Annotated in this window: 27 protein-coding genes and 2 pseudogenes; 17 read left to right on the top strand and 12 right to left on the bottom strand. The window is 74.4% G+C overall.

Going from position 1 to position 26,190, the window contains the following annotated elements:
* The first annotated feature begins 2 nt into the window (after window positions 1-2).
* Entirely contained in the window at window positions 3-1,823 is a 1,821-nt protein-coding gene (locus KCH_RS19355; protein ID WP_035864625.1) for an NHL domain-containing thioredoxin family protein, read from the top strand.
* A 43-nt stretch (window positions 1,824-1,866) separates the two neighbouring features.
* Here KCH_RS19355 and KCH_RS19350 read toward each other — a convergent pair whose 3' ends face one another.
* Both KCH_RS19350 and KCH_RS19345 read right to left on the bottom strand, forming a co-directional pair.
* Window positions 1,867-3,168 carry a M18 family aminopeptidase gene (locus KCH_RS19350; RefSeq protein ID WP_035864622.1) on the bottom strand — a complete coding sequence of 434 codons (1,302 nt, stop codon included), beginning with the start codon at window positions 3,166-3,168 and terminating at the stop codon, window positions 1,867-1,869.
* A gap of 229 nt (window positions 3,169-3,397) precedes the next feature.
* Window positions 3,398-5,227 carry an acyl-CoA dehydrogenase gene (locus tag KCH_RS19345; RefSeq protein ID WP_035864620.1) on the bottom strand — a complete coding sequence of 610 codons (1,830 nt, stop codon included), beginning with the start codon at window positions 5,225-5,227 and terminating at the stop codon, window positions 3,398-3,400.
* 211 nt (window positions 5,228-5,438) lie between these two features.
* Between KCH_RS19345 and KCH_RS19340 the strand changes: the two genes are divergently transcribed.
* The 5 genes from KCH_RS19340 (at window position 5,439) to KCH_RS19320 (ending at window position 9,893) form a co-directional block, all read left to right on the top strand.
* The gene (locus KCH_RS19340; protein ID WP_035864619.1) at window positions 5,439-5,927 is read left to right on the top strand and encodes an SseB family protein; all 489 of its coding nucleotides are present in this window, start codon (window positions 5,439-5,441) and stop codon (window positions 5,925-5,927) included.
* Between the two features lie 124 nt (window positions 5,928-6,051).
* Window positions 6,052-7,011, top strand: a complete 960-nt coding sequence (locus tag KCH_RS19335; protein WP_035864616.1) for a pirin family protein — start codon at window positions 6,052-6,054, stop codon at window positions 7,009-7,011.
* Between the two features lie 330 nt (window positions 7,012-7,341).
* A complete protein-coding gene (locus tag KCH_RS19330; protein WP_035864613.1) occupies window positions 7,342-7,845 on the top strand; it encodes a SigE family RNA polymerase sigma factor in 504 nt (167 codons plus the stop codon).
* A gap of 9 nt (window positions 7,846-7,854) precedes the next feature.
* A complete protein-coding gene (locus KCH_RS19325) occupies window positions 7,855-8,718 on the top strand; it encodes a hypothetical protein (protein ID WP_035864610.1) in 864 nt (287 codons plus the stop codon).
* Window positions 8,715-9,893: a hypothetical protein gene (locus tag KCH_RS19320; protein WP_035864607.1), complete on the top strand. Its 1,179-nt coding sequence runs from the start codon at window positions 8,715-8,717 to the stop codon at window positions 9,891-9,893. The genes KCH_RS19325 and KCH_RS19320 overlap by 4 nt, the downstream gene beginning before the upstream one ends.
* A 93-nt stretch (window positions 9,894-9,986) precedes the next feature.
* Here the strand turns inward: KCH_RS19320 and KCH_RS37510 are convergent, their stop codons facing one another.
* Together KCH_RS37510 and KCH_RS19310 are read right to left on the bottom strand one after the other, a co-directional pair.
* Complete coding sequence (locus KCH_RS37510) at window positions 9,987-10,466, bottom strand: ricin-type beta-trefoil lectin domain protein (RefSeq protein WP_051653225.1); 480 nt, start codon at window positions 10,464-10,466, stop codon at window positions 9,987-9,989.
* A 185-nt stretch (window positions 10,467-10,651) separates the two neighbouring features.
* On the bottom strand, window positions 10,652-11,512 hold the full coding sequence (locus KCH_RS19310; protein WP_157032109.1) for a hypothetical protein: 861 nt from the start codon (window positions 11,510-11,512) through the stop codon (window positions 10,652-10,654).
* A gap of 98 nt (window positions 11,513-11,610) precedes the next feature.
* Between KCH_RS19310 and KCH_RS19305 the strand changes: the two genes are divergently transcribed.
* A complete protein-coding gene (locus tag KCH_RS19305; RefSeq protein WP_035864604.1) occupies window positions 11,611-12,156 on the top strand; it encodes a maltokinase N-terminal cap-like domain-containing protein in 546 nt (181 codons plus the stop codon).
* Between the two features lie 25 nt (window positions 12,157-12,181).
* On the opposite strand, the gene KCH_RS19300 is transcribed toward KCH_RS19305, so the two are convergent.
* Entirely contained in the window at window positions 12,182-13,003 is an 822-nt protein-coding gene (locus tag KCH_RS19300; RefSeq protein WP_035864603.1) for a hypothetical protein, read from the bottom strand.
* A 125-nt stretch (window positions 13,004-13,128) separates the two neighbouring features.
* Here KCH_RS19300 and KCH_RS46100 point away from each other — a divergent pair, with 125 nt between their 5' ends.
* The gene (locus KCH_RS46100) at window positions 13,129-13,260 is read left to right on the top strand and encodes a hypothetical protein (RefSeq protein ID WP_279635885.1); all 132 of its coding nucleotides are present in this window, start codon (window positions 13,129-13,131) and stop codon (window positions 13,258-13,260) included.
* 37 nt (window positions 13,261-13,297) lie between these two features.
* Entirely contained in the window at window positions 13,298-13,585 is a 288-nt protein-coding gene (locus KCH_RS47230) for a DUF5302 domain-containing protein (RefSeq protein ID WP_167574080.1), read from the top strand.
* A gap of 73 nt (window positions 13,586-13,658) precedes the next feature.
* On the opposite strand, the gene KCH_RS19295 is transcribed toward KCH_RS47230, so the two are convergent.
* The 7 genes and pseudogenes from KCH_RS19295 to KCH_RS44645 form a co-directional block, all read right to left on the bottom strand.
* Window positions 13,659-14,597, bottom strand: coding sequence for an alpha/beta fold hydrolase (locus KCH_RS19295; RefSeq protein ID WP_063750167.1), 939 nt, complete (start codon window positions 14,595-14,597; stop codon window positions 13,659-13,661).
* Between the two features lie 200 nt (window positions 14,598-14,797).
* Window positions 14,798-15,409, bottom strand: coding sequence for a TetR/AcrR family transcriptional regulator (locus KCH_RS19290; protein ID WP_035864601.1), 612 nt, complete (start codon window positions 15,407-15,409; stop codon window positions 14,798-14,800).
* Between the two features lie 92 nt (window positions 15,410-15,501).
* Entirely contained in the window at window positions 15,502-15,738 is a 237-nt protein-coding gene (locus KCH_RS19285; protein WP_035872786.1) for a hypothetical protein, read from the bottom strand.
* Between the two features lie 48 nt (window positions 15,739-15,786).
* Window positions 15,787-16,176: a YciI family protein gene (locus KCH_RS19280; protein WP_063750291.1), complete on the bottom strand. Its 390-nt coding sequence runs from the start codon at window positions 16,174-16,176 to the stop codon at window positions 15,787-15,789.
* Between the two features lie 93 nt (window positions 16,177-16,269).
* A complete protein-coding gene (locus tag KCH_RS19275; RefSeq protein WP_035864598.1) occupies window positions 16,270-17,505 on the bottom strand; it encodes an MFS transporter in 1,236 nt (411 codons plus the stop codon).
* A gap of 139 nt (window positions 17,506-17,644) precedes the next feature.
* Window positions 17,645-17,902 (bottom strand): ATP-binding protein, encoded by a 258-nt coding sequence (locus KCH_RS47225; RefSeq protein WP_051653224.1) that lies wholly within the window; start codon window positions 17,900-17,902, stop codon window positions 17,645-17,647.
* A gap of 112 nt (window positions 17,903-18,014) precedes the next feature.
* Window positions 18,015-18,260 (bottom strand): annotated as a pseudogene (locus tag KCH_RS44645) (ATP-binding protein); the annotation flags it as partial.
* A 229-nt stretch (window positions 18,261-18,489) separates the two neighbouring features.
* Between KCH_RS44645 and KCH_RS19265 the strand changes: the two are divergent.
* From KCH_RS19265 to pheA, 8 genes and pseudogenes are all read left to right on the top strand, one after another.
* Window positions 18,490-19,314 (top strand): hypothetical protein, encoded by an 825-nt coding sequence (locus KCH_RS19265; protein ID WP_051653223.1) that lies wholly within the window; start codon window positions 18,490-18,492, stop codon window positions 19,312-19,314.
* Between the two features lie 135 nt (window positions 19,315-19,449).
* Window positions 19,450-20,172 carry a YcnI family copper-binding membrane protein gene (locus tag KCH_RS19260; RefSeq protein WP_035864596.1) on the top strand — a complete coding sequence of 241 codons (723 nt, stop codon included), beginning with the start codon at window positions 19,450-19,452 and terminating at the stop codon, window positions 20,170-20,172.
* An 80-nt stretch (window positions 20,173-20,252) separates the two neighbouring features.
* Window positions 20,253-20,933, top strand: a complete 681-nt coding sequence (locus KCH_RS19255; protein WP_341865391.1) for an SCO family protein — start codon at window positions 20,253-20,255, stop codon at window positions 20,931-20,933.
* Window positions 20,930-21,409, top strand: coding sequence for a copper chaperone PCu(A)C (locus KCH_RS19250; RefSeq protein ID WP_035864589.1), 480 nt, complete (start codon window positions 20,930-20,932; stop codon window positions 21,407-21,409). The genes KCH_RS19255 and KCH_RS19250 overlap by 4 nt, the downstream gene beginning before the upstream one ends.
* A 10-nt stretch (window positions 21,410-21,419) precedes the next feature.
* Window positions 21,420-22,730, top strand: a pseudogene (locus tag KCH_RS44640) (copper resistance CopC family protein); the annotation flags it as partial.
* Between the two features lie 418 nt (window positions 22,731-23,148).
* The gene (locus KCH_RS44635) at window positions 23,149-23,505 is read left to right on the top strand and encodes a FixH family protein (protein WP_244305669.1); all 357 of its coding nucleotides are present in this window, start codon (window positions 23,149-23,151) and stop codon (window positions 23,503-23,505) included.
* A 166-nt stretch (window positions 23,506-23,671) separates the two neighbouring features.
* Window positions 23,672-24,715, top strand: coding sequence for a Dyp-type peroxidase (locus KCH_RS19240; RefSeq protein ID WP_341865390.1), 1,044 nt, complete (start codon window positions 23,672-23,674; stop codon window positions 24,713-24,715).
* A gap of 174 nt (window positions 24,716-24,889) precedes the next feature.
* Window positions 24,890-25,825 (top strand): prephenate dehydratase, encoded by a 936-nt coding sequence (gene pheA / locus KCH_RS19235; protein ID WP_035864587.1) that lies wholly within the window; start codon window positions 24,890-24,892, stop codon window positions 25,823-25,825.
* Window positions 25,826-26,190 lie beyond the last annotated feature (365 nt).

The raw sequence follows: 26,190 nt of genomic DNA, 5'->3' as shown, positions 1-26,190 counted from the left end.
TCATGACTTCTCGTGCACGTGTCCGCGCCCCCGAACTGGTCGGCAAGGGCGGATGGCTGAACACCGGCGGCAAGGACCTGTCGCTGGCGGACTTCCGCGGCAAGATCGTGATCGCCGACTTCTGGACCTTCTGCTGCATCAACTGTCTCCATGTCCTGGACGAGCTGCGGGAGTTGGAGGAGAAGCACCGGGACACCGTGGTGATCGTCGGTGTGCACTCGCCGAAGTTCGTGCACGAGGCCGACCACCGCGCGGTGGTCGACGCGGTGGCCCGGTACGAGGTGCACCACCCGGTGCTGGACGATCCGGAGCTGGCGACCTGGAAGCAGTACGCGGTGCGGGCCTGGCCGACGCTGGTGGTGATCGACCCGGAGGGGTACGTGGTCGCCCAGCACGCGGGCGAGGGGCACGCGCACGCGATCGGGAAGCTGGTCGAGGAGCTGGAGGCAGAGCACGCAGCGAAGGGCACGCTGCGGCGCGGCGACGGCCCGTACGTGGCGCCCGAGCCGGAGGCCGGTGACCTTCGCTTCCCCGGGAAGGCGGTGCGGCTGCCGAACGGCCACTACCTGGTCGCGGACTCGGGGCACCACGCGCTGGTGGAGCTCGCCGAGGACGGCGAGCGGGTGGTGCGCCGGATCGGCGACGGGGTGCGCGGCCTGGTGGACGGCGCCGAGCCGCGGTTCAGCGAGCCGCAGGGCCTGGCGCTGGTCCCGGCGGGGCTGGACCTGGGCTACGACGTGGTGGTGGCGGACACCGTCAACCACGCGCTGCGCGGGGTGCGGCTCGCCGACGGCTCGGTGACCACGCTGGCCGGCACCGGCCGGCAGTGGTGGCAGGGCTCGCCGACCTCCGGCGCGGCCACCGGGGTCGACCTCTCCTCGCCGTGGGACGTCGCGTTCTTCGACGGCCGGGTGTGGATCGCGATGGCGGGCGTGCACCAGCTGTGGTCGTTCGACCCGGCGGCGGGCACGGTCGGGGTCGCGGCGGGCACCACCAACGAGGGCCTGGTCGACGGGCCGGCCGCGGAGGCGTGGTTCGCCCAGCCGTCGGGCCTGGCGGTCTCCGCGGACGGCGAGCGGCTGTGGGTCGCCGACTCGGAGACCTCCGCGCTGCGCTGGGTCTCCCGTGGCACCCACGAGGTGCACACCGCCGTCGGCACCGGCCTGTTCGACTTCGGGCACCGCGACGGGGCGGCCGAACAGGCCCTGTTCCAGCACCCGTTGGGCGTCACCGTGCTCCCGGACGGCTCGGTCGCGGTCAGCGACACCTACAACCACGCGCTGCGCCGCTTCGACCCGGCGACCGGCGAGGTCTCGACGCTGGCCACCGATCTGCGCGAGCCGTCCGGCGCGGTGGTGGTGGACGGCGACATCGTGGTGGTGGAGTCCGCCCGGCACCGGCTGACCCGGCTGCGGCTGCCCGAGGAGGCGGTCCGGGTCGAGGCGGTCGCGCACCGCACCCGGCGGGCCGCGACCGAGGTCGCCCCGGGCACGCTGGACCTGGACGTGGTGTTCTCCGCGCCGACCGGCCAGAAGCTCGACGAGCGCTACGGCCCGTCCACCCGGCTGCTGGTCAGCTCCACCCCGCCGGAGCTGCTCGTCTCGGGCGCGGGTGCGGACACCGCGCTGCACCGGGAGCTGGTGCTGTCGGACGAGGTGACGGAGGGCGTGCTGCACGTGTCGGCGATGGCCGCGTCCTGCGACGACGACCCGGCGATCGAGTACCCGGCCTGCCACGTGCACCAGCAGGACTGGGGCGTGCCGGTGAAGGTGGTGCCGGGCGGTGCGGTCCGGCTTCCGCTGGTGCTGGCCGGAATGGAGTGACGCTCGGTCAGGGTGTGGGCCCCGCCCACACCCTGAGGCCCCCTCAGCCCTCCAGGAACGCCTTGATGGCGCCGGCCAGGTAGTGCGGGTCCTCGGCGCCGCACAGCTCGCGCGCGGAGTGCATGGACAGCGCCGCGATGCCGCAGTCGACGGTGGTGATGCCGAGGCGGGCGGCGGTGATCGGGCCGATGGTGGTGCCGCAGGGCATCGCGTTGTTGGAGACGAAGGTCTGCCACGGCACGCCGGCCTTCTCGCAGGCGGCGGTGAACACGGCCCGGCCGACGCCGTCGGTGGCGTACCGGTTGTTGACGTTGACCTTGAGGATGGGGCCGCCGTTGGGCAGCGGGTGGTGGCCGGGCTCGTGCCGCTCGCTGTAGTTGGGGTGGACGGCGTGCCCCATGTCGGAGGAGAGGCAGACGGTGCCGGCCAGCGCGCGGGCGCGGTCCTCGGCGGTGCCGCCGCGGGCGTAGCAGGAGCGCTCCAGCACGTTGCCGAGCAGCGGGCTCTGCGCGCCGGTGTCGGACTCGCTGCCGGTCTCCTCGTGGTCGAACGCGGCGAGCACCGGGATGTACGGCAGCTCGCCGCCGGCCTCGGCGACGGCGGCGAGCGCGGCGGTGGCGGCGTGCACGGACAGCTGGTTGTCCAGGCGCGGGCCGGCCAGCAGTTCGCGGTCGCGGCCGAGGTAGGCGGGCGGCTGGACGTCGTGGGCCATCAGGTCCCAGCCGGTGACGTCGGCGGCGGCGAGGCCGGCCTTCTCGGCGACGTAGTCGAGCAGGGCGCCCTCGGTGGTGTCGCCGAGTCCCCAGATCGGCGTCAGGTGGCGCTGCCGGTCGAGCTTGAGGCCGTCGTTGACGCCGCGGTCGAGGTGGATGGCGAGCTGCGGGACGCGCAGCAGCGGCTCGTCGAGGTGGACCAGGCGGGTGGAGCCGTCGCGGAGCGCGAGCCGGCCGGACAGGCCGAGGTCGCGGTCGAGCCAGGTGTTGAGCGGGACGCCGCCGTAGATCTCGACGGCGATCTGCCGCCAGCCGGCCGAGCCGGTGTCGGGGACGGGCTTGACCCGCAGGTTCGGCGAGTCGGTGTGGGTGCCGACCACGCGGTAGGGGGTGGCCGGTCCGGCGCCCTCGGGGACGTACCAGGCCATCAGGGCGCCGCCGCGCACCAGGTAGCGGCCGCCGCTGCCGCCGTCCCAGGCATCCGTCTCACGGACCCGTCGGAAGCCGACCCGCTCCAGCCGCTCGGCCGCACTCTGCACCGCGTGGTACGGGGAGGGGGAGGCGGCGAGGAAGGCGATCAGGTCGTCCGTGTGCTTCCGGTCGAAGTGGGCCGTGCGGGCGGCGGTCGACATTTTGCTCCTGGGTTGAGGGCGGCCGGGCCTGATGGGGGTTACGGGCCCGCCCCCTGAGCATATGCCCGTACACGGACAGGGCCGTGTGAAGTCCGCAACGGTGACACAACAGTGAGCGGGGCGCGACACAACGCCGCGGGGCCCGGTGATGAACCGGGCCCCGCGGTGTGAGGGTGGGTCAGGCAGTCGATCGGGCGGCCGGTCCGGGGCCGCGTCGGTCAGTGCCGGATCAGAACGCCTCCTCGGCGAGGTCCATCAGCTCGTTGTCGACGGCCTCGGCGATCTGGCGCTGCGGAGCGGTGGTCGGCAGCACGGTGCGGGCGAAGTGCTTCGCCGCGGCGACCTTGCCCTGGTAGAAGGGGACGTCCTTCTCGGAGGCGCCGGCCTCCAGCTTGGCCAGCGCGACCGCGGCCTGGCGGAGCAGCAGCCAGCCGACCACCACGTCGCCGGAGACCATGAGCAGGCGGGTGGTGTTCTGGCCCACCTTGTACATGTTCTTGACGTCCTGCTCGACGGCCGTCAGGTCGGCGATCAGCTTGCCGACGATGGCCTCCAGGTCGCCGGCGGCCTTGGCGAGCAGCTCGCGCTCGGCGGCCAGCGCCTCGCCGCCCTCGTTCGAGGCGAGGAACTTCTGGATCTGCTCGTTGACCGCGGTCAGCGCCTGGCCGCCGTCCTTGACGATCTTCCGGAAGAAGAAGTCCTGGCCCTGGATGGCGGTGGTGCCCTCGTACAGGGTGTCGATCTTGGCGTCCCGGATGTACTGCTCGATCGGGTACTCCTGCAGGTAGCCGGAGCCGCCGAAGGTCTGCAGCGACTGGGCGAGCTGCTCGTAGGACTTCTCCGAGCCGTAGCCCTTGACGATCGGCAGCAGCAGGTCGTTCAGGCGCTCGGCGGCGGCGTCGTGCTCACCGCGCAGGCGGGCGGCCAGCATGTCGTCCTGCACCGAGGCGGTGTAGAGGACGAGGGCGCGCATGCCCTCGGCGTACGCCTTCTGGGTCAGCAGCGAGCGGCGCACGTCCGGGTGGTGGGTGATGGTGACGCGCGGCGCGGTCTTGTCCATGAACTGCGAGATGTCGGCGCCCTGCACGCGCTCCTTGGCGTACTCCAGCGCGTTCAGGTAGCCGGTGGACAGGGTGGCGATGGCCTTCGTGCCGACCATCATCCGGGCGAACTCGATGATCTTGAACATCTGGCGGATGCCGTCGACCTTCTCGCCGAGCAGCCAGCCCTTGGCGGGGTGCTTGGCGCCGAAGGTCATCTCGCACGTGTTGGAGGCCTTGAGGCCCATCTTGTGCTCGACGTTGGTGGCGTAGGCGCCGTTGCGCTCGCCGATCTCGCCGGTCTCCCAGTCGAAGTCGTACTTCGGGACGATGTACAGACCGAGGCCCTTGGTGCCCGGCTTGCCGCCCTCGGGGCGGGCCAGCACCAGGTGGATGATGTTCTCGGACATGTCGTGCTCGCCCGAGGTGATGAAGCGCTTGACGCCCTCGATGTGCCAGGAGCCGTCCTCCTGCTTGATCGCCTTGGTGCGGCCGGCGCCCACGTCGGAGCCCGCGTCGGGCTCGGTCAGCACCATGGTGGCGCCCCACAGGCCCTCGACCATGCGCTCGGCGACCTTCTGCTGCTCCTCGGTGCCCTCGTCGTAGACGACGCCGGCGAAGGCCGGGCCGGAGGAGTACATCCAGATCGCGGGGTTGGAGCCGAGCACCTGCTCCGCATACGCCCAGACCAGGGAGTTCGGGGTGACCTGGCCGCCGATGCCCTCCGGGATGCCCAGGCGCCACCACTCGGCGTCCATGAACGTCTGGTAGCTCTTCTTGAAGGTCTCCGGGATCGGAGCGGTGTTGGTCTCCGGGTCGAACACCGGCGGGTTGCGGTCGGTGTCGGTGAAGGAGGCGGCGAGGTCGTTCTCGGCCAGCCGGGAGATCTCGCTGAGGATGTTCTTCGCGGTGTCGACGTCCATGTCGGCGAACGGACCGGTGCCGTACACCTGGTCGCGGCCGAACACCTCGAAGAGGTTGAACTCCACGTCCCGCAGGTTGGACTTGTAGTGACCCATGACCGTTTCTCCGGTTCGTCTTCCACGGGCGAGCCGCTTACGGCGCACCGCTTACCCACCAGTACGCCCCATGATGCTACCCGTTGGTAACTTGTTCAACCCCTCCGACGTGAAGCAGCTATGAACGTGGTCACGTCCCACAATGGGGCCCACCGCCGGATTGTGCGGATCACCCGCCCCCAAGCGGGGTCCGGCCCGATAGCCTTGTCCCGTGTACGGCTACGAGCAGAGCGCCTACCAGGACCCCTATCAGCAGCAGATGCAGCAGGGGATGCCCGGCATGCCCGGCCCCGGGTACGGCGACCCGCAGGCCGCCCAGCAGTCGCTCTACCCCGAGCCCTCGCCGCCCTCGCTGGCGGACGCGGTGCGCGCCTTCACCACCGGCGCGATGCCGGTGGAGGACTTCCAGGCCATCTTCATCACCTCGAAGGTGTACTGCCCGCGCGGCGACCGCCCCGGCTTCCTGGCGCTGCACAACACCCCGACGCCGGTGATCCCGATGTTCAGCTCGCTCAAGGAGCTGAAGCGGTACGCCGGCAAGGAGTCCAAGCACTTCTCGGTGACCGGCGCCGAGGTGCTCGACCTGCTGCCGACCGGCTACGGCTTCGCGCTGGACATGGAGGGCGAGCACCGGATGGTGTTCGACGCCCGCGCGGTCGAGCAGATGGTGGACTTCACCATGCGCCGGATGTACGGCTGACCCCTTTTCCCCACCCCCTCCCGGCGGGAATGCCCCCACATAGTTCAACGTTCAACCTTGCGAGTGGTTGAGAGTTGAACTACTGTGGTGGACGTAGGCCACAGACCCGCCGAAGGAGGCCGACATGCCCGCCGTGACCGTCGAGAACCCGCTGACCCTGCCGCGCGTCACCACGCCGGACCCGGTGCACAGCACCGCCCGGCCGGTCCTGACCGTGGCCACCGCACCCGAGGGCTACGAGGGCGAGGGCTTCCCCGTCCGCCGCGCCTTCGCGAAGATCAACCAGAAGTTCCTCGACCCGTTCATCATGATGGACCAGATGGGCGAGGTGGACTACGCGGCCGGCGAGCCGAAGGGGACCCCTTGGCATCCCCACCGCGGCTTCGAGACCGTCACCTACATCATCGACGGCACCTTCATCCACCGTGACTCGCACGGCGGCGGCGGCACCATCACCGACGGCGACACCCAGTGGATGACGGCCGGCTCGGGCCTGCTGCACATCGAGACCCCGCCGGAGTCGCTGGTGAAGTCGGGCGGCCTCTTCCACGGCCTGCAGCTCTGGGTCAACCTGCCGGCCTCGGACAAGATGATCGCCCCGAAGTACCAGGACATCCGCGGCGGCAACGTCAAGCTCCTCAGCACCCCGGACGGCGGCGCGCTGCTGCGCGTCATCGCCGGCGAGCTGGACGGCCACCAGGGCCCCGGCGCCACCCACACCCCGATCACCATGATCCACGCGTCGATCAACCCCGGCGCCCAGATCACCCTGCCCTGGCGCTCCGACTTCAACGCCCTCGCCTACGGCCTCGCCGGCAACGGCTCGGCCGGCGCCGAGCAGCGCCCCTTCCACCGGGGCCAGGCGGTCGTCTTCGGCGACGGCGACTCGATCACCCTGCGCGCCGACGAGAAGCAGGACTCCCGCGACAACAACTTCGAGGTCGTCCTCCTCGGCGGCCTCCCGATCCGCGAACCCGTCGCCCACTACGGCCCGTTCGTGATGAACAGCCACCGCGAACTCCAGCAGGCCATGGAGGACTTCCAGGCCGGCCGCCTCGGCACCGTCCCCGCCGACGGCCACTGACCGACGCCTCCGCCGGAACCGCCCGCGTGCGCCCGCCCCGACCGGGGCGGCCACGCGGGCGGTTCCGTTTCGACCACCGGCCGCCCCGATCCGTACGCCGCCGGGCTCCCGTCTCCACCGGCCCCCTACTCGGACCGCGGCCCGGGCGCCGGCTCCTGGCAGGTGCTGCCCGGCTGACCGGGGAAATTTACTGACGTTCCGTCACCGTTCGAACCCGCGTGCCCCGTCCCCGGACGGGGCACGCGGGTTTTCCGCGTTCCGGGGCTCAACCTTTCGCCGGGCTCGCGCATTGAGGACGGGTGAGAGACGCGAGCCAGGCGGAGGGGCGGGATGCGCGGACACGGCACGTTGAACTTCGAGGAGTACGCGGCGGCGCGGGGGCAGCGGCTGTACCGGACGGCGTACCTGCTGTGCGGGGACGCGCACCGGGCCGAGGACCTGGCCCAGGCCACGCTGGCCAAGCTGTTCGCGCACTGGCGGCGGGCGTCCCGGATGGAGAACCTCGACGCCTACGCCCGCACCGTGCTGACCCGCACCTTCCTGGCGGAGCAGCGCCGGCGGTCGGTGGCGCAGCGGATCGGGGTGCTGGCGAGCACCCCGGCGGCGGCCGCCCACGGCGACGCCGACCTGCGGGTGACGCTGCTGAGCGCGCTGGCCGAACTCCCGGCACGGGCCCGGGCGATGGTCGTCCTGCGGTACTGGGAGGACCTCAGCGTGGAGACGGTGGCCGACCTCCTCGGCTGCAGCACCGGCACCGTCAAGAGCCAGTGCTCGCGGGCCCTGGCCCGGCTCCGCGAGCAGCTCGGCGAGCCCAGCCCGTACGCGTCCGCGTGAGGACGCGCCATGAATCGGACCGAGACCGTGAAGGAGCATGACGTGCAGGAGCGGGCGCCGGAGGCGCTGTTCGTGAGAGAGGCGATGGACCGGGTCACGGACGGCCTGGCCGAGCCGCTCGGGCTGACCGCCCGGGCGGTGCGGGACGGGCGGCGCCGGCGGCTGCGGTCGCGGGTGGCGGTCGGCGGGGCGGCGGCGTGCACGGCCGCGCTGGCGGTGACGGGGATCGGCGCGCTGCCCGGCACCGGGGGCGGTCCGGGTCCGGTCGGGGTGCAGGCGGGGAACACGACGGTGCCGCGGGTCTTCCCGACGGTGACGTTCACGCCCACCGCCTCGCCGGCCGCACCGCCGGCCCCGCTGCCGGAGGCCGAGCGGCAGCGGATCGACGCGTTCCGCCAGGCGACGGCCCGCACGCTGCAGGACCTGCTGCCGCCGGCGGTCGGCGACATCCGGCTGGTCGCCGACGACGTGAGCAGCTACCTGGCGGAGTCCCCGCTGGGCAGCCACTTCGTCCGGTTCTCGGTGCGGCCCGCCCCCGGCGCCGCGACGGAGCGGACCTGCACCCCCGGCCCGGTCGACAAGCTCGGCACCTGCCGGGTGGTGCGGCTGTCGGACGGCACGCCGGTCGCCGTCCGGGTCGTCCCCGAGGGCAACGGCTCGGTGACGCTCACCATGGCCTCCTTCCACGTCGGCGGCAGTGACGTGTCCGTCTCCGTCAGCCCCGACGGTCGCACGAACACGTCGGCGCCGGTGACGGCCGATCAGATGGCGGCGTTCGTCGGGTCCCCGCAGGTCCTGGACCTGGTCCGGGAGGCCGACCTGCACCCGGTGGAGGAACCCCAGGTGTCCCACAACGAAGGAGAGAACCGATGAAGCGACGCACCGCCCTGACCACCCTGCTGCTGACCGGGACGCTACTGGCGACGGCCGCGCCGGCCGGCGCGCAGGACGTCGGCGCCGACCGTCCGGGGGCGCGGGCCTGGACCGTGAACGCCTTCCCGGCCGGCAACGCGAACATCCAGGACGCAGGCCCGACCGCCAACGGCCGCACCGCGTGGGCGGTGGGCTTCCGGCAGTTCGGGAAGGGCCGGGAGACCAGCACCGCGCCGGTGGCGTTCGCCCGCGACGGGGCCCGCGGGGACTGGACCGAACTCGCCCTCCCCGACGGCCTGAGCGCCCGTTCGGTCGAGGCCGACGGCGCCGGTGCCACCTGGGCGACCGGCCTCAAGTACGGCACCGCGACCGGCATTCCGACCGCCCGCTACCAGGGCGGACGCTGGCAGGTGCAGGACGCGCCCGCCCCGGCGCGCTCGCTGGCGGCCGGGATCAACGGCATCGCCGCGGCCGGCGGCCCCGACGACGTGTGGGCGGCCGGCTACTACCAGCCGGACGACATCCTGACCTTCCTCGGCCTGATCGAGCACTGGAACGGCACGTCCTGGGAGCAGGTCGAGGGTCCCAGGATCGACAGCGACTACTGGACGCTCCGCGACGTGGTCGCCACCGGCCCCTCCGACGTCTGGGCCGTCGGCGAGATCGGCACCCCGGAGGGCTGGCCGCGCCCGCTGCTGCTGCACTACGACGGCCGCAGCTGGAACCGGGTCGCCGTGCCGGACCTGGACTCGCGCTTCGGCGAGCTGACCCAGCTGGTCGCGGTGGGCCCGAACGACATCTGGGCGTCCGGCACCGACACCGGCATGTCCCGCACCGACGACCACGCCCTGGTCGTCCACTACGACGGCCGCGGCTGGAGCAGCCAGGAGACCGGCATCGGGGCGGGCCAGTTGAACGGCCTGACCCGCGTCGCGGGCGGCGTCGCCGTCGTGGGCGCGGCCAAGGAGGGCGGCCGGTTCCGGCCGGTCGGCGCCCGGTTGACGGCGCACGGCTGGCAGCCGCTGGACATCCCGCAGGGCACCGCCCCGCAGGGCCGCATCCCGCGCGCCGTCATGGAGCTCGGCGGCCGGCTGACGGTCGTCGGCAGCGACCTGCTCGGCAAGGACGAGAACGGCGAGCCGCTGCCGTCGATGCCCTTCTCCGTCACCCGCTGAGCGGTCGCCCGCCGGTCCGGCAGCCGTCGGTCCGGCCGGAGCGCCGCCGTCCCGCCCGGGCAACTGCCCGGGCGGGACGGCGGGTTGGGGACGTCAGGCGAGCGCGAGGCTGATCTGCTCGTTGAAGACCACCCAATGCTGGCCCGGGTCGGAGGTGTCGCAGGGCTTGGTGGAGACGGTCGCCGTCCCCCAGGCGTTGGCCAGGCAGTAGGCCGGGGCGAAGGTGAGCGAGATCTGCTGGCCGGCGACCGTCCAGTACTGGCCCTGGTCGCCGGGGGCGCACGCCTTGCTGGAGATGTCCGTGGCGTTCCAGGTGTTGGCGAGACAGTAGGCGGGCGCGTTGGAGAGCGCGATCTGCTGGCCGGAGAGCTTCCAGTGCTGGCCCTTGTCGGAGCCGTCGCACGGCTTGCTGGAGATGCCCGTCGTCCCCCAGGCGTTGGCCAGGCAGTAGAGGCCGGGGGTGCGGGTGCTCGCGCGGCCGGTGTCGGCGGCCCCGGCGCCGACGGTCGGCAGGACGGAGGCGGTCAGGCCCAGCGTGGCGATGGCGAGCGCCCTGCGGAAAGCGATGGCCATGAGGCGGATTCCGTTCTCGCTGAGGGCCGGGAGACCTGCCCGCGCGGCCCTGGAGTGCGGCTCTGATCCGAGCGCAGGGAATTTCTAGCATCGGCCGTGGACGAACCAGTGCTGCTGCGCGCCGGATTCATCCGAACCGCGCATCCGTCGGGTGATCCCACCGCGACCGCCCCCGGCGGGCCGGTTCAGTCCTCCGCGGGGCGGTCGGAGCGGAGTTGTTCGAGTTCGGCGAGGGCGGCGGCGCCGGCCTCGGACTTGGCGGCCTCCGGGTCGGCGGCGCGCAGCCGGCGGAGGGCCTCGGTGAGGCGTTCGGCGGCGCCGCGGAGCTGGGCGGCGTGCTCGGCGTGCACGCCCGTCATCGGGTCGTCGATCACGGTGACGGGAATGCCGCGGCGGCGGGCCTCGGCGAGGATGCTGTCGCCCGCCGCGGGGACCAGGGTGAGCGCCGAGGCCGCGAACAGGCCGCCGGCCACGCTCTTCGGACGGCCGATCAGGTTCTTGACGACGAGCTCGCAGGGCAGCGAGCGCTCCTCGCGCTCGGCCGCGGCGGTGGCGGCCAGGGCGAGCGTCAGCAGTCCTTCGGCGGCCTTGGTGACCAGCCACTTGCGGCCGGGGACGGGCGGCAGGAACTCGCGGATCCGGTCGACCTCGCGCTCCACCACGACGTCCGGCAGCAGGTCGACGGTGCTGTGGCAGCGGATCTCCAGCACCTTGCCCCAGGCCACCGCCTCGCCGTCGAAGCCGACCTCGTCCGGTCCGACCGCGACCTGGCCCAGCCCGTCCAGCAGGTGCAGGAGCCGCACCGCCGGGCCCGGCACGTGCGGGAGCCGGCCGATCAGGCCGGCCAGCGAGATCTCCCAGGGCGCGGTGAGCGGGTCCTCCGGCTTCGGGTGGTTCTCCACCGCGCGGCGCACCCAGTCGCCGCCCGCCTTCTCCCGCGCCGAGGCGACGGTGCCCGCCACCGCGCCCGCCACCGCGCCCGTCACCGCTCCGAGCGCCGCCCCGGCCCGCCGGCCGGCGCTCCCGCCCAACTGCCTGATACCCACGGCCGTTTCCCCCTTCTGTGCCTTCCGGCACGCTACCGGTCGAACGGTTCGTAGGCTGGCCCACACAGGAACACCCGCGCGAGGAGGAGACCGAGGACATGGCGACGATCCATCAGACCACGATGACCCCGGGCAAGTTGGAGCTGCTGGCCGACTGGCTGCCGAAGCAGGACTGGTTCCGGCCCGGCCACGGCGAGCTGGTGCGGGCCGGCGGCTTCCGGCTGGACGACCCGGCGGGCGAGGTCGGCATCGAGCTGATGGTGGTGGCCGACGACCGGACCGCCTACCTGGTGCCGCTGGCGTACCGCGGCGCCCCGCTGGACGGCGCCCCGGAGGGCGCGCTGATCGGCACCGCCGAGCACGGCGTGCTGGGCACCCGCTGGTTCTACGACGGCGCGCAGGACCCGGTGGTCCTGGCGCAGCTGGCCGCCCTGCTGCGCGGGCAGGCGGTGCCGCAGATGCAGAGCGTCAGCGACACGGTGGACGAGACCGTGGCGGTGGCGCCCGTCGACGGCGAGCCGGCCGTGGCGCTGCGCCGCGAGCTGGAGCCGGGCGGCGAGCCGGCCCCGGGCGAGGTGGTCGCCGGGTACACGGCGCCGGACGGGTCGGCGGTCCGCGCGGTGTTCCTGACGGCAGGCCGGTGAACCGGGCGGCCGTCGACGCGGACGCTCAGAGCCGGGCGTAGAGCGCCGCGGCGTCGTCGTGCGCCTTGCCGCGGGGCCACCGGACGCAGTCGGCGTCGGTGCGCTCCGCGGTGCGGACCTGGGCGATCAGTTCGGCCGGTCCGGTCTCGGCGAGCAGCCGGACGGCGTCGGCCCAACTGCCCAGGCCGAGGCGCTCGGTGAAGCGGGCGGCGCCGTCCGAGAGGGCGGCCACCCCGTGCAGGGCGGCGCGGGCGACCACGCCGGTCTCGGCGTGGGCGGCGGCGTGCGGGGTGGCGGCGGCGATCCACGGGCCGTGGCCGGTGTTGCGGGCGGCGCGGACGGCGATCGCGTACCGCAGGTAGAGGTCGGCGCGTTCGGCGGTGCCGGGGACGGTGGACCAGATCTGGCGGCGCAGTTCCTCGCCGCCGGGGAAGCGCTGGTTGTCGCCGATCACCCGGGGCGGGCCGGCCTTGGGGTGCAGCACCAGCAGGGAGTCGCCGAGCACCAGGTACTCCAGGGCCTCGCCGCGCAGCCGGGCGGCGACCACCATCGCGGCGGGCGTGTTGGGGTTGGCCAGGTCGCAGCCGTCGCCGTGCAGGGCGGCGGTGTCGGCTATGGCGTCGGCCAGGCAGTCGGCGACGGCCCGGTCGGGGTGGTCGGTGAGCCGGGCGACCAGGTGGGCGCCGAGGCGGCGCACGTACCAGGGGATGCCGTGCGCGCAGCCGGAGTCCAGGGTGTCCGGGGCGCTGGAGCCGTCCAGCAGCACCAGGACCTCCGGGGTGGCCACCACGAAGTCCTCGCAGGCCCGGTCCGGGCGGCGCGCGTCGACTGCCAGCTGTACCCGCATGCCCCTCAGTCTGCGACGACCATACGCCGTTCGAACAGGGGCGGGGTCCGGTCCGCCGCACGGCGATTCGGACATAATGGAACGAAGTATGTCAATTAGCCATGGTTTCACGACAGGAGCGCCCCATGGTCTGGCAGTTCTTCGTACTGGTGATCGCCTCGATCGGCTTCCCGACCCTCGCCCTGCTGTTCATGATGGGCGGCCTGCAGTACCGCGACGAGCGGCACCACCACCACGCGCCCGCCGAGCGGGGCTGACCCGGCCCGGTGTCGGCCGACAGCACCCCCGGTCGGCATGGGAGGGTGTGCTCCAGTACCCGCTCCCGTCCAGGAGGTCCCCAATGAGCAGCGAAACCGCCCCAGCAGCCGAGCCCGCGCCGGACGCCACCGCCGACGCCGGTGCCGACACCGCCGCCGAGGCGCCCGGGCAGGACGACCAGAAGGCCAAGTTCCTGGCCGCGCTGCAGCGCAAGGGCGGCAACAACCGGGGCGCCGGCGGCGGCCCGGCGGCGACTCGAAGATCCACGGCACCGCCGGCGCGGCCGGCGGCAAGCGCACCTTCCGCCGCAAGAGCGGCGGCTGAGCAGCCGTCAGCACCTGACGCGAACGGCCGGCCCCGCCCCGGGGCCGGCCGTTCGGCGTCTCCCGACCTGTCGTCAGATCCCGGCCGTGGCCGCCTCGGTGGGGCTCACGGCAGGAGCGAGTGGCCCGAGCGGCGCGGGCGACGCGACCGGCGCGGCCGGGAGCGGCTCGGCGAGGAAGGCGAGCACGTTGTCGACCACCGTCGGCTCGGACAGCACCCGGCGGTGCCCGAGGCCGCGGGTGGTGAGCAGCCGCAGCTGCGGCTCGCCGTACGCCGCGCGCAGCAGGTGGGCCTGCCGGAGCGGGACCACCCGGTCCTGCTCGTCGTGGACCACCAGGATCGGCGCGGTGACCAGCTCCGGGCGGTGGGTGGCATCGAAGCGCCGGCCGATCGGCCCGGCGCCGGGGAGCAGGTTCCGGTCGATCCGCCGGGCCAGGTCGTCCTTGAGCCGGTCGTTCAGGCCCAGGGTGGCGGCGAACCCCTCGACCAGGAAGCCGAATTCGGCGACCCCGGCGACCGCGACCAGGCGGCGGGCGGGCACTCCCTCGGCCAGGGCGAGGAAGGCGCAGCAGACGCCGAAGGAGTGCGCGACCACGGCCTCGAAGGGGCCGTTCCGGTCGGCGAGCCGGCCGATGAGTTCGCGGTACTCCAGGATCGTGGTTTCCCGGCCGGCCGAGTCGCCGTGCCCGGGGGCGTCGAAGCCGACCGGGCTCATCCCGAGGTCCAGCAGCCCGCGCACGTACGGGGTGAACCGGGAGGCCCGGGACCGCCAGCCGTGCACCAGCAGCACCGGCCGGCGGCCGTCGCCCCAGCGGTAGACCCGTACCCGCTTGCCGTTCACCGTCAGCTCCTCGGTGGCGGCCTGCTCGTGCAGTTCGCGTTCCGAACTGCGCACCCGGCTGCGGCGGACGGGGTGCCGGAAGAGCTCGAAGGCCACCCGGCCCGGCGGGGCGGTGGCGACGTGGGAGGCGGCGTTCAGCGCGAGGCGCACGAGGGCGGCGGTGGGTGCCATGGGCGGGATATTAGCACGACCGTTCGTGCAACTTCTGGGCTGGACCGAACGGTGGGAAAGCGGCTTCCCGTTGGGTCCCGGAGGCCGCGTCAGGTCAGGACGGGCGAGCGGGAAAGCGATTTCCAGTTGGATCCCGGACGCCGCGTCAGGCCGGAACGACGAGTGGGGAAGCGGTTTCCCGTTGGGTTCCGGAGGCCGCGTCAGGCCGGGGCGACGCCGAGCAGGCGGCGGATGGTGCGCATCGTCCGGTCGTAGCGCTGCGGGTCGTCGTGCAGCACCGCGTGGCCGTTCGCACTGTCCATCAGGCTGGTGAGCAGCAGCGCCAGTTCGTCCGGGTCGGAGCCGGCGGGCAGGTCGTCGGCCGCGCGGAGCACAGCGGTGATCTGCTCCTCCCACTCCCGCGAGGCGGCCGCCAGGGCCTCCCGGACCGGGCCGGGCTGGGCGTCGAACTCGGCCGACACCGAGTAGAAGAAGCAGCCGCCGTCGAACACCCGGCCGCGCGAGTAGTCCATCCAGTGCTCGCACAGCGCCAGCACCTGGGCGGCGCCCGGCGGCAGGTCGGCCACGGGGGCCACCACCCGGTCGTAGAAGATCCGCCGGGCGGCCCGGACGGTCGCCAGCTGCAGCTCCTCCTTGGACCCGAAGCCGGCGAACACCCCGCTCTTGCTCAGCCCCAGGTCGGTCGCCAGCCGGCCGATCGACAGGGCGCCCAGGCCCTCGACGGAGGCGATCTGGACGGCACGGCCGAGCACGGCACGACGGGTCTCGTTGCCGCGCCGGACCCGGCCGTCCGTGGAGGACTCGACGACCACGGGACACCTCCGGGGGCGGGAACGGGACACCGGCAAGAGTACGCCGAGGGGCCGCCGGGAACGGTCCCGGCGGCCCCTCGGCGCTCCGCCGCTCAGCCGGTGTGCTCGCCCGGCAGGTACGGGGTCTCGCGGAGGTACAGCGCTCCGCAGGTGTGGCAGTTGTGGTCGGGGTCGAGGGTCCAGCGGGTGGCGTCCTGGACCGGGGCGGCGGGGGAGAGCTCCTTGCCGCACAGGGCGGTCAGGTCCGCGTTGCGGACGATGTGCCAGCTGACCACGGAGTCCGGGTCGCCGGCGGCGGGGGCGGTCTCGGCGCGCATCTGATGCATCATGATCACCATCGTCCGCCGCCGGGACGAACCCGGCAATTCGCACGCCGGTCAGGGCTGCGCCGGGGGCTCCGCCAGCACCTCGCGGACCTCGATCGGCATGTTCATCGGCCGGCCGTCGTGGCCCGGCGCGGCGGACAGCATGGCGGCGATCTCCAGCACCCGTTCGTCGGTGGCGCAGTTGACGATCCACCAGCCGAACAGGAACTCCTTGTCGTCCGGGAACGGCCCCGCGGTGACGGACGGCCCGTCCTCGCCGGCCCGGACGATCCGCGCGGAGTCGGGCAGCGCCAGCCCCTGCGCCTCCACCAGCTCGCCGGCGGCGGTCAGCTCGGCGACGGCGGTGCGCATGAAGGCGATGTGCGCGGCGGTCGCTGCCGGATCCCAGGTCGGGATCGGCGCGATGCCGGCGTCCGTCTGGCTGAAGTGCATCTGCAGCATGTGCGTCACGGCGGACGGCTCCTCTCGGTGCGTTCGGTCTCATGCCGGGGACGGAGCCGCACCGCGGTTCTCGACATCCCCCCGGACAGGTTCTCAGTCCCGGGGCCGCAGCGCCCGCCACGCGGCCGCGGTGGCCAGCAGCAGCGCCGTGCCGGCCAGCGCGAACCCGGTCCGGGCGCCGACGTGCTGCGCCACGAACGTGACGCCGAGGCCGGTGAACGGGAGGGTGCCGGTCATCGCGCTGCCCCACAGCGACATCACCCGGCCGCGCATCTCCGGCGCGGAGCGCAGCTGGGCCAGCGTGTTCGCGGTGGCGATGAACCAGATCGAGGTGACGCCGACGGCCGCCATCCCGGCCACCGCCAGGAAGGCGTTCGGCGCCAGCGCGGTGGCGAGCACCGCGACCGAGGTGGCCACCGCCAGGGTGCGGACCCGGCGCGGCGTCGGCGCGGGCGCGGCGGCCGCGAGCAGCGCGCCCGGCAGTCCGCCGAGGCCGAACGCGGCCATCAGCAGGCCGTACCCGCCGGGGCCGAGGTGCAGCGCGCGGTCGACCAGCGGCGGGACGGTCAGGTTCATCGCGAAGATCAGGCCGCTGGCGGCGGACATCGGCAGCAGGCCGCGGATGATCGGCGAGCGGCGGGCGTACGCCAGGCCGCCGCGGGCGTCGGCCCGGGGAGGGCGGTCGGCGGTGCGGTCGACGGGGGCGGCCGGGCGGAGCCTGGTGAGGGCGAGCAGCGGCGCGAGGTAGCCGAGGGCGTTGAAGGCGAACGCCCAGGAGGGCCCGCCGAAGTTCAGCAGCGCGCCGGCCGCGCCGGGGCCGATCACCCGGGAGGCGTTGAGCGCCACCTCCCACAGGCCGACGGCGCTGGCCACCGCCCCGGTGCCGACCAGGTCGACCACGAAGACCTGGCGGGCCGGGGCGTCCACGGTGGCGACCAGTCCGGTGCCGGTGGCGAGCACCAGCAGCAGCCACAGGTGCGGGCCGAACAGGGCGGTGGTGACGGCCAGGGCGAGGCCGAGCAGCATCATCAGGGCCTGGGTGACCATCAGCAGCCGGCGCCGGTCGGAGCGGTCCACCAGGGCGCCGGCCCACGGCCCGAGGAGCAGCGTGGGGCCCCAGGTGCAGGCGGTCAGCACGGTCAGCCAGACCGCGTCCCCGGTGAGCCGGTAGACCATCCAGGACAGCACCACGCCCTGCGCGAGCGCTCCGGACGCGGACATCAGCTGGCCGGCGAACCAGATGCGGAAGTCCCGTCCGCGCAGCGCCTGCCCCATCCGGGCGAGCGAACGACGGGGGGCGGAGAGCGGCTCCGCGGCGGTGGTGGTCATGGTCCCCTCCGGTGATTGGACTAGACCATAACCGGAGTACCCGGCCCGTCGACCAGGGGGTTTCGTACCGTGGGACCGCCCGGTGACCGGCCGGAGCGGTCAGGACGCGGTGCGCGTCGGCGGCGGGGCCGAGCGGCCGTCAGGACGCGGTGCGCAGCAGCGGCGCGGTGAGGATCTTGTCGAAGCTGACGGTCGCGCCGCGCTGCGGGTGGGTGCGCAACTGGACGTGGTCGGCGAGCGCGTGGATCAGGAACAGGCCGCGGCCGGACTCGGCGGTCGGCTCGGGCAGCAGGTCCGCGCCGGCCTCGGCGGCGGGCAGGGCCGGGCGCAGCGCGGGCAGCACGTGGGTGTCGTAGGGCGCGGGCCGGTCGGCGGCGGGGCGGCGGGCGGCCAGCACCCGGACCGGGACGGAGGCGCGGCCGCGGCGGGTGCGGCAGCGCGGGGCGGGCCGGTCGGGGCGGGGCGGCGGCGCGGGCCGGGCGGGACGCGGCGGGCGAGGACGGGGTGCTGGTGTTGGCGACCTCGATCCGCAGGCGGTCGCCGCTGAGGGCGGCGGTGACCTGGAAGGTGTCGCCGAGGCGGGCGGGCCCGGCGTGCTCGACCGCGTTGGCGCAGGCCTCCGTGAGGGCGAGGCCGAGGTCGAAGGCGACCTGCGGGTCGACTCCGGCGGAGTCCATGGCGCCGAGCAGGATGCGGCGGGCGAGCGGCACGCTGGCCGGGTCGCGCTTGAGGTGCAGAGTCCACCAGATGTCCACGGGAGATCCCTCCTGGCTGCGGCTCCACATACAACTAGCTATCTCCTCGGCCGCGCGCGGTGAACCGTCCGCACTCGCCGGTACCGCCCGTTCGGCGGATGGACTGCCCCCGTCGGGTGTGCCGATCAGCGCGTGGGCGGGTGCGTGCGCCGGTCGGGTTCGCGCCATTCGGGCGGGTTTCGGGGCCTGCCCCGGGAGCGGGTGTAGGCGGTGAGATGATGGGCCGGCCATGACTGAGCCGACCGCCGCCGCCCGCCGGGGCGCCGCCCTGCCCGCCGCGCGGGCCACGGCGGCCGCCTGGGATCTGCGGGTGCTGCGTGCAGTGCCGTTCGCGCTGGTGTGCACGCTGGTGGCGGCCTTCGGGCACGCCCGGGCGGGCGGCGCGGTGGCGCCCGACACGCTGGCGGCGGGCTTCGCCGCGGTGTGCGCGGCGGCGGCGCTGCTGGGCCGGCGGGAGCGCTCGCTGGGGGCGATCGCGGCGGCGCTGGCCGCCGGGCAGCTGGGTCTGCACCTGCTGTTCCACCGGTTCGGCGAGGGGCTGGGCGGCGGTGCCGGGATGGCGCACGCCGCGATGGCCGGAAACGGCGCCTCCGACCCGCTGGTGTCCGCCGCGGGCCGGCTGCTGTGCAACGACACTCCGGGCGACGGGCTGACGGTCGTCCCGTTGGACACCACGCCGGAGCAGGTGGTGAGCGCCGCGGGTCTGGACCCGCAGGCGTACGCGGCGGCGGCGCCGCACGCGGCGGGCTGGCTGGGGCTGACGCCCGGCATGGTGGCGGCCCACCTGGCGGCGGCGCTGGTCGCGGGCTGGTGGCTGCGGCGCGGCGAGGCCGCGCTGTGGCGGCTGGTGCGGGCGGCGGCGCTGACCGCCCGGGAGTGGGCGGCTCCGCTGCGGACGGCGGTGGCGCTGCTGGTGGCGCTGCTGCTGGGCGGGTCGCGCCCGGCGCCGGCGCGCCGGGGTGCGCGGCCGGAGGACTGGCGGCTGCCGGTGGCGGCGGCGCTGCGGCACAGCGTGCTGCGCCGGGGACCGCCCGTGGTGGCGTTCGCGCGCTGAGCCGGGGCCGGAGGGCCGGGGCTCGGGCGCGCACTGCTGCCGCCGTGCCCGTGTCGTGAGCGGGCCGGTCGGGTTCCCCTTCCTCCCCTTCTGTCGCGCGGTGTCCGCGCGGCCCCTTTCCTCAGGAGTCCCCTGATGCGTTCGCTTTCCGCCCGTCGTTCCGTCGGCGCGCTCGTGGTGGCGGCCGGTGCCCTGCTGGCGTCCGCCGTTCCCGCCTTCGCGCACGTCTCCGTCCAGCCGGGCACCGCCCAGCAGGGCGGGTACACCGCGGTGGCGTTCCGGGTGCCGAACGAGAGCGACACCGCCTCCACCGTGAAGCTGGAGGTCAGCCTGCCGCTGGACCACCCGATGGCGTCGGTGCGCACCCAGCCGCTGCCGGGCTGGACGGCCAGCCTGGAGAAGTCGAAGCTCGACAAGCCGCTGGACTCGCACGGGCAGCAGATCACCGAGGCCGTCTCCAAGATCACCTGGACCGCCGACGCCGGCACCAAGATCGCCCCCGGCCAGTTCCAGGAGTTCAAGGTCTCGCTGGGCGCGCTGCCCACCGACACCGACAAGCTCACCTTCAAGGCGCTGCAGACCTACGACAACGGCGACGTGGTCCGCTGGATCGAGGAGAGCAAGGACGGGCAGCCGGAGCCGGCCAAGCCCGCCCCGGTGCTCGCCCTGAGCAAGGCCGACGCGGCCGGCGACCACCACTCGGCGGACACCGCCGCCGCGAAGCAGCAGGACGCGGCTCCGGCCGCGAAGTCCTCCGACTCGGCCGCCCGCACCCTCGGTGTGGTCGGCATCGTGGTCGGCGTGATCGGCGCGGCGCTCGGCGTGGCCGGGCTGCGCCGCCGCTCCGCGCAGTCCTGACCCCCTCGGGCGGGGCCGCGCGTGCGGCCCCGCCCGGCGTCCCTCCCCGCACCGCCCTTTCGTACGGAACGGAAAGTCCCTTGGCATCCCTCCGCAGCACCCGTCCCCGGCTGATGACGGCCGCCGCCCTGGTCCTCGGCGCCTCGCTCGCGCTGTCCGCCTGCTCGTCCTCGGGCGGCGGCGGCGAGGACTCCGGGGCGGCGAAGGTCAGCAAGCAGGCCTCGACCAGCCAGTACCGGGGCACGGTGCTCAGCAAGCACTTCGACAAGCCCGACCTGGTGCTGAACGACACCTCCGGGCAGCCGTACGACCTGAAGGCCCGCACCGCGGGGCGGACCGTGCTGCTGTTCTTCGGCTACACCAGCTGCCCGGACGTCTGCCCGACCACCATGGGCGACATCGGCGTGGCGATGTCCAAGCTGGCGCCGGAGCAGCGGCAGAAGCTCGACGTGGTGTTCGTCTCCACCGACCCGGAGCGCGACACCCCGCAGGTGCTGCGGACCTGGCTGGACTCGATGGGCAAGGACTTCGTCGGGCTGACCGGCGACCTGGCGAAGGTGAAGGCCGCCGCGAAGCCGCTGGGCATCCTGGTGGAGGACCCGGTGGTCGCCGCGAACGGCTCGGTGACCTCCACGCACGGCGCGCAGGTGCTGGCGTTCCTGCCGGGCGACGACAAGGCGCACCTGCTGTACATGGCCGGGACCACCGTCGAGACCTACGCGCACGACCTGCAGCTGCTCGCCCAGGGGGTGGCGGTGTGAGCCGCGCGTTCCGGCGCAGTGCGCTGATCGGGGCCGGGCTGGCGACCGCGCTGGCCGCGGGCACCGCGGTGGTGGCCTGCCAGTCCTCGGACGGCGGCGGGTCCGCCGCGCCGAAGCTGTCGGTGGCCGACCCGTACATACCGCTGCCCGCCACCCCCGGCGGGATGGGTGCGGGCTACCTGACGGTGCGCAACGACGGCGGCGCGGACCGGCTGGTGAAGGTGACCAGTCCGGCGGCCGGGTCGGTGACCATGCACCGGTCCACCGAGAAGTCCATGGAGGAGGTCGGCGAGCTGGCGGTGCCCGCGCACGGCAGCCTCGACCTGGCCCGCGGCGGCACCCATCTGATGATCATGGAGTGGGCGAAGCAGCCGGCCCTCGGCGACGAACTGGAGCTGGACCTGGAGTTCGCCAAGGCGGGCACCGTGGTGGTCAAGGTTCCGGTGAAGCCCCTGACGTACCGTCCGGGAAGTTAGGGTCCCGGCGATGGCAGCAGACCGCGTGGCGACGAGAAGAGGCGCACAGGTGATGACGGCGGTGGGACGGAGACGGCTGGGTTCGCTGCTGGCGGTGCTGGTGGCGGCGCTCGCCCTGGTGCTCGGCGGGGCGACGGCGGCGTCCGCGCACGCCACCCTGGAGGGCACCGACCCGGCGCAGGGCTCGGTGGTGCCGACCGCGCCCGCCGCGGTCACGCTGACCTTCAGCGAGGGCGTGTCGCTGGCCGCCGACTCGGTGCGGGTACTCGACCCGAAGGGCAACGCCGTCGACGACGGCCGGCCCGAGCACGTCGACGGCAAGGCCGCGACCGCCCGGGTGGCGCTCCGTCAGGGCCTGGAGAACGGCACCTACACGGTGGCGTGGCGGGCCGTCTCGGAGGACTCCCACCCGATCGGCGGCGCGTTCGTCTTCTCCATCGGCGCGCCCTCCGACACCACCGTGAACGCCTCCGCCGTGCAGGGCGCCAAGGCCGACGGCGCGGTGGCGTTCGCCTACGGCACCGCCCGGACCGTCGCCTACGGGGCGTTCGCGCTGCTGGCCGGCGCCGCCGCGTTCGTGATCGTGGTCTGGCCGGGCGGCGCGGCCGTGCGCGGCGTGCAGCGGCTGCTGATGACCGGCTGGGTCGCGCTGCTGCTGTCCACCGTCGCCGTGCTGATGCTGCGCGGCCCGTACGAGCGCGGCACCGGGCTGGGGCAGGCGCTCGACCTGTCGCTGGTGCGCGCCACCCTGGACGAGCGGATCGGCACCGCGCTGGCCGCCCGCCTGCTGCTGCTGGCCGCGGCCGGCGTGTTCCTGTCGCTGCTGGTCGGCCAGTTGGGGTTGCAGCAGAAGCCGACCGCCGCCACCGACGCGGACACCGACGGGGAGCTCGACGAGGAGGAGGCCGAGCTGCGCCGGCTGGAGCGGGCCGCCGCCGAGCGCCCGCAGCGCGACACCCGGCTCGGGCTGGGCCTGGCCGGGCTGGCGCTGGCCATCGCACTGTCCGCGACCTGGGTCGGCGCCGACCACTCCTCGGTGGGCATCCAGGTCCCGCTGGCGCTGCCGCTGGCCGCGCTGCACCTGCTCGCCATGGCCGGCTGGCTCGGCGGCCTCGCCGTGCTGGTGGCCGGCCTGCGCCACGGCCTGCCCGCGGCCGCCGTCGACCGCTTCTCCCGGCTGGCGTTCTGGCTGGTCGCGGTGCTCGCCGCGACCGGCGTCTACCAGTCCTGGCGCGGCCTGGGCAGCTGGGGCGCGCTGGTGGACACCGAGTACGGGCGGCTGCTGCTGATCAAGATCGGCTGCGTGGCGGCGATGCTCGGCGTCGCCTGGATCTCCCGCGCCTGGACCGCCCGGCTGCGCACCGCGGACGAGCCGGCCGCGGTCGCCGTCCCGGCCGGGGCGGTCACCGTTCCCGCCACCACCGGGAACGCCCCGGCCGAGGAGACCGAGGCCGAGGAGACCGGGGCCGGGGAGACCGGGCCGGGGACGCCGACCCGGAGCGGGCCGCGCAGCTCGCCCGCCAGCGGGCGGTGCGGGCCCGGGCGCACGAGCGGCGCGCCGTCGAGGGCTCGCCGACCCGGGCCGGGCTGCGGCGCAGCGTGCTGGTCGAGACGACGGTCGCCGCGCTGGTGCTGGTCGTCACCACGATGCTCACCAACTCCCCGCCCGGGCGGGTCGCGCAGGCGATCGCCGCGCAGCCCGGCGCGGGCGGCGCGGCCCCGGCGGCGGGGCCTCCCAGGTGCCGGGCCGGACGCAGGAGCTGAAGCTGCCGTACGACACCGGCGGGCGCACGCCCAACGCCAAGGGCACCGCCGTCGTCACCGTCAACCCGGTCGGCACCGGGCCGAACGCGGTCACCCTCAAGCTGACCGACGCGGCCGGGCAGCCGGTCGAGGTGCCCGAGGTGCAGTTGGCCTTCACCCTGCCGGACCGGGACCTGGGGCCGCTGCCGACCACCCTGGAGGCGCAGGGCACCGGGTCGTGGAGCGGCACCGCGCAGTTGCCGCTGGCGGGCGTGTGGGTGGTGTCGGTGACCGTCAGGTCCTCCGACATCGACCAGGTGACGGCCACCCAGCAGTTGAAGGTCGGCCAGTGACGGGGATACCCGCGGTCTCCCGCCGGGCGGTGCTCGGCGGGGCCGGGCCGGCCTGGTGGTGGGGGCGGCCGGCGGCGCGTGGGGCGGGCGGGCGTCCGCGCGGCAGCGGACGGAGCTGCTGGGCGAGGGCCGGGTGGCGTTCCACGGGGCCCGGCAGGCCGGGATCGTGGAGCCCGCGCAGGCTCGCGTCGAGTGGGCGGCGTTCGACCTGCTCGCCGGGACGGGGCGGGACCGGGCCGCCGGCCTGCTGCGGGACTGGTCGGCGGCCGCGGCCCGGCTGGCCGCCGGCGAGCCGGCCGGGGACGGCGGCGGCGGTATCGCGCTGGATGCCGGGCCCAGCTCGCTGACCGTCACCTTCGGCTTCGGCGCGAGCCTGTTCGACAAGCTGGGCCTGGCCGACCGCCGCCCGCCGGCGCTGGCCGCGCTGCCCGCGTTCCCCGGGGACGCGCTGGATCCGGCCCGCTCGGACGGCGACCTGTGGGTGCAGCTCGGCGCGGACGACGCGCTGGTCGCGGTGCACGCGCTGCGGGTGCTGCGCCGGCTGGCGGCGGGGGTGGCGGCGCCGCGCTGGCAGATGTCGGGGTTCGCCCGCACCCCGGGCGCGACGCCGCGGCCGATGACCGGCCGCAACCTGATGGGCCAGGTCGACGGCACCAACAACCCGCGCCCGCAGGACCCGGACTTCGCCGCGAAGGTGTTCGCCACCGGCCCCGACTGGATGGCCGGCGGCAGCTACGCGGTGCTGCGCCGGATCCGGATGCTGCTGGACGACTGGGAGTCGCTGCCGACGGACCGGCAGGAACGCCTGGTGGGGCGCCGCAAGAGCGACGGGGCCCCGCTGTCGGGCGGCCCGGACGCGGGCGAGCGCACCCCCGTCGACCTGGCCGCGGCGAACCCGGACGGGACGCTGGCGATCGCCCCGGACGCGCACGTCCGGGTGGCCGCGCCGGCCTCCAACGGCGGGGCGGCGATGCTCCGGCGCGGGTTCTCGTTCCACGACGGCCTGCTGGCCGACGGCGCGCCGGACGCGGGCCTGCTGTTCGCCGCGTTCCAGGCCGACCCGGCGCGCGGCTTCGTCCCGGTCCAGCAGCGGCTGGCCCGCGGCGACGGCCTGTCGCGGTTCCTGCGGCACGAGGCGGGCGCGCTGTTCGCGGTGCCGCCGGGTGCGCCGGAGGGCGGGTACGTCGGGCAGCCGCTGCTGGAGGGGTAGGCCCGTCGCCCGGCGGGAGGGCGGCGTTCGACGGCCGGACGGCGGCACGGCGGGGCCGACGGAGTGACTAAGGTGACCGGGGCGCCGTTGTGCAGACTCGGAGTAGGCACGGCGGCTGGGGACGCAGACGCCAGGTCTGCGTGATGCATACGCGCTGTTCGTTCGGAGGCGGTCATGTCGGCGACCCGTTACACCTATCTCGGGCCCGCGGGCACCTTCACGGAGGCCGCGCTGCGCACCCTGCCGGAGGCGGGGACGCGGGAGTTGACGCCGGTGGCGTCGGTGTCGGCGGCGCTGGACGCGGTGCGGGCGGGCAACGCCGCGGGCGCGATGGTGGCGATCGAGAACTCGGTGGACGGCGCGGTCACCACCACCAGCGACGAGCTGATCAACGGCAGCGCGCTGATGATCTACCGCGAGGTGCTGCTGCCGATCTCGTTCGCGCTGCTGGTCCGCCCGGGCACCGCGCTGGGCGACGTGAAGACCGTGACCGGGCACCCGGTGGCGCAGCCGCAGGTGCGGCACTGGCTGGCCTCGAACCTGCCGGACGCGCAGTGGGAGTCGGCGGCGTCGAACGCGGAGGGCGCCCGGCTGGTCCAGGACGGCCGCTACGACGCGGCGGTGGCGGGGGCGTTCGCCGCCGAGCTGTACGGGCTGGAGGTGCTGTCGGACGAGATCCAGGACGCAGCGGCGGCGACCACCCGGTTCGTGCTGGTCGGCCGGCCGGGGCGGGTGTCCTCGGCGACCGGCTGGGACAAGACCTCGATGGTGGTGTGGCTGCCGGACGACCACCCGGGCGCGCTGCTGGAGCTGCTCCAGGAGTTCGCGGTGCGCGGGATCAACCTGATGCGGATCGAGTCCCGGCCGACCGGCGAGGGCATGGGCAACTACTGCTTCCTGATCGACTGCGAGGGGCACCTGAGCGAGCGGCGGGTCAGCGAGGCGCTGATGGGCCTGAAGCGGATGTGCCCGCAGGTGCGTTTCCTCGGCTCGTACCCGCGGGCGGACCGGGGCACCGCTTTCCCGCTCCGGCAGGGCACCTCGGAGCTGGATTTCGCGAACGCCGCGGACTGGCTGTCGCGCTGCCTGGACGGCCGCGGCGAACTCTGACGCGGGGCTTCCGCAAGAACGCCTTTCCGGCCGGGGCGGGGCGGGGCCGGTCCTGCCCCGTTCATTTTCGACACGCCCGGACGTCACCTGCCCGGCCGACCGGCGTTCACCGGCAGCGTCGTGCGGGCCCTGCCGGGCAGGTCGGGGACGGGGCGGTTCATCCACAGGGCGGGGCCCGGCATCCACAGGGGCCGTTGTCCCCAGCTTCGGCGAAGTTATCCACAGGAGGGGCCGGAGTCGACAAACCGGCAAAGACACCCGCAGGCCCGGGCAGATCATCAGCTAGGGCCATAGGAAGGACTAATCGGACCAGAGTCACCTCTGCGCCGACAAATCACCTGTGCGAGCGAGCGAATTCCCTCACT

Origin of the sequence: Kitasatospora cheerisanensis KCTC 2395, from assembly GCF_000696185.1 — a bacterium.
Taxonomy (GTDB): domain Bacteria; phylum Actinomycetota; class Actinomycetes; order Streptomycetales; family Streptomycetaceae; genus Kitasatospora; species Kitasatospora cheerisanensis.
Note: the sequence above shows the minus strand (reverse complement) of the source record. Positions and strands in the feature narration are given on the sequence as shown.

Coding starts and splice junctions, on each gene's coding strand:
- KCH_RS19265 (WP_051653223.1), top strand. CDS start 18,490: ATGACTGAGCCGACCGCCGCCGCCCGCCGGGGCGCCGCCCTGCCCGCC.
- KCH_RS19335 (WP_035864616.1), top strand. CDS start 6,052: ATGCCCGCCGTGACCGTCGAGAACCCGCTGACCCTGCCGCGCGTCACC.
- KCH_RS19285 (WP_035872786.1), bottom strand. CDS start 15,738: ATGATGCATCAGATGCGCGCCGAGACCGCCCCCGCCGCCGGCGACCCG.
- KCH_RS19305 (WP_035864604.1), top strand. CDS start 11,611: ATGGCGACGATCCATCAGACCACGATGACCCCGGGCAAGTTGGAGCTG.
- pheA (WP_035864587.1), top strand. CDS start 24,890: ATGTCGGCGACCCGTTACACCTATCTCGGGCCCGCGGGCACCTTCACG.
- KCH_RS19325 (WP_035864610.1), top strand. CDS start 7,855: ATGAATCGGACCGAGACCGTGAAGGAGCATGACGTGCAGGAGCGGGCG.
- KCH_RS46100 (WP_279635885.1), top strand. CDS start 13,129: ATGGTCTGGCAGTTCTTCGTACTGGTGATCGCCTCGATCGGCTTCCCG.
- KCH_RS19280 (WP_063750291.1), bottom strand. CDS start 16,176: ATGCTGCAGATGCACTTCAGCCAGACGGACGCCGGCATCGCGCCGATC.
- KCH_RS37510 (WP_051653225.1), bottom strand. CDS start 10,466: ATGGCCATCGCTTTCCGCAGGGCGCTCGCCATCGCCACGCTGGGCCTG.
- KCH_RS19355 (WP_035864625.1), top strand. CDS start 3: ATGACTTCTCGTGCACGTGTCCGCGCCCCCGAACTGGTCGGCAAGGGC.
- KCH_RS19320 (WP_035864607.1), top strand. CDS start 8,715: ATGAAGCGACGCACCGCCCTGACCACCCTGCTGCTGACCGGGACGCTA.
- KCH_RS19275 (WP_035864598.1), bottom strand. CDS start 17,505: ATGACCACCACCGCCGCGGAGCCGCTCTCCGCCCCCCGTCGTTCGCTC.
- KCH_RS19330 (WP_035864613.1), top strand. CDS start 7,342: ATGCGCGGACACGGCACGTTGAACTTCGAGGAGTACGCGGCGGCGCGG.
- KCH_RS19260 (WP_035864596.1), top strand. CDS start 19,450: ATGCGTTCGCTTTCCGCCCGTCGTTCCGTCGGCGCGCTCGTGGTGGCG.
- KCH_RS47230 (WP_167574080.1), top strand. CDS start 13,298: ATGGGAGGGTGTGCTCCAGTACCCGCTCCCGTCCAGGAGGTCCCCAAT.
- KCH_RS19350 (WP_035864622.1), bottom strand. CDS start 3,168: ATGTCGACCGCCGCCCGCACGGCCCACTTCGACCGGAAGCACACGGAC.
- KCH_RS19295 (WP_063750167.1), bottom strand. CDS start 14,597: ATGGCACCCACCGCCGCCCTCGTGCGCCTCGCGCTGAACGCCGCCTCC.
- KCH_RS19300 (WP_035864603.1), bottom strand. CDS start 13,003: ATGCGGGTACAGCTGGCAGTCGACGCGCGCCGCCCGGACCGGGCCTGC.
- KCH_RS19345 (WP_035864620.1), bottom strand. CDS start 5,227: ATGGGTCACTACAAGTCCAACCTGCGGGACGTGGAGTTCAACCTCTTC.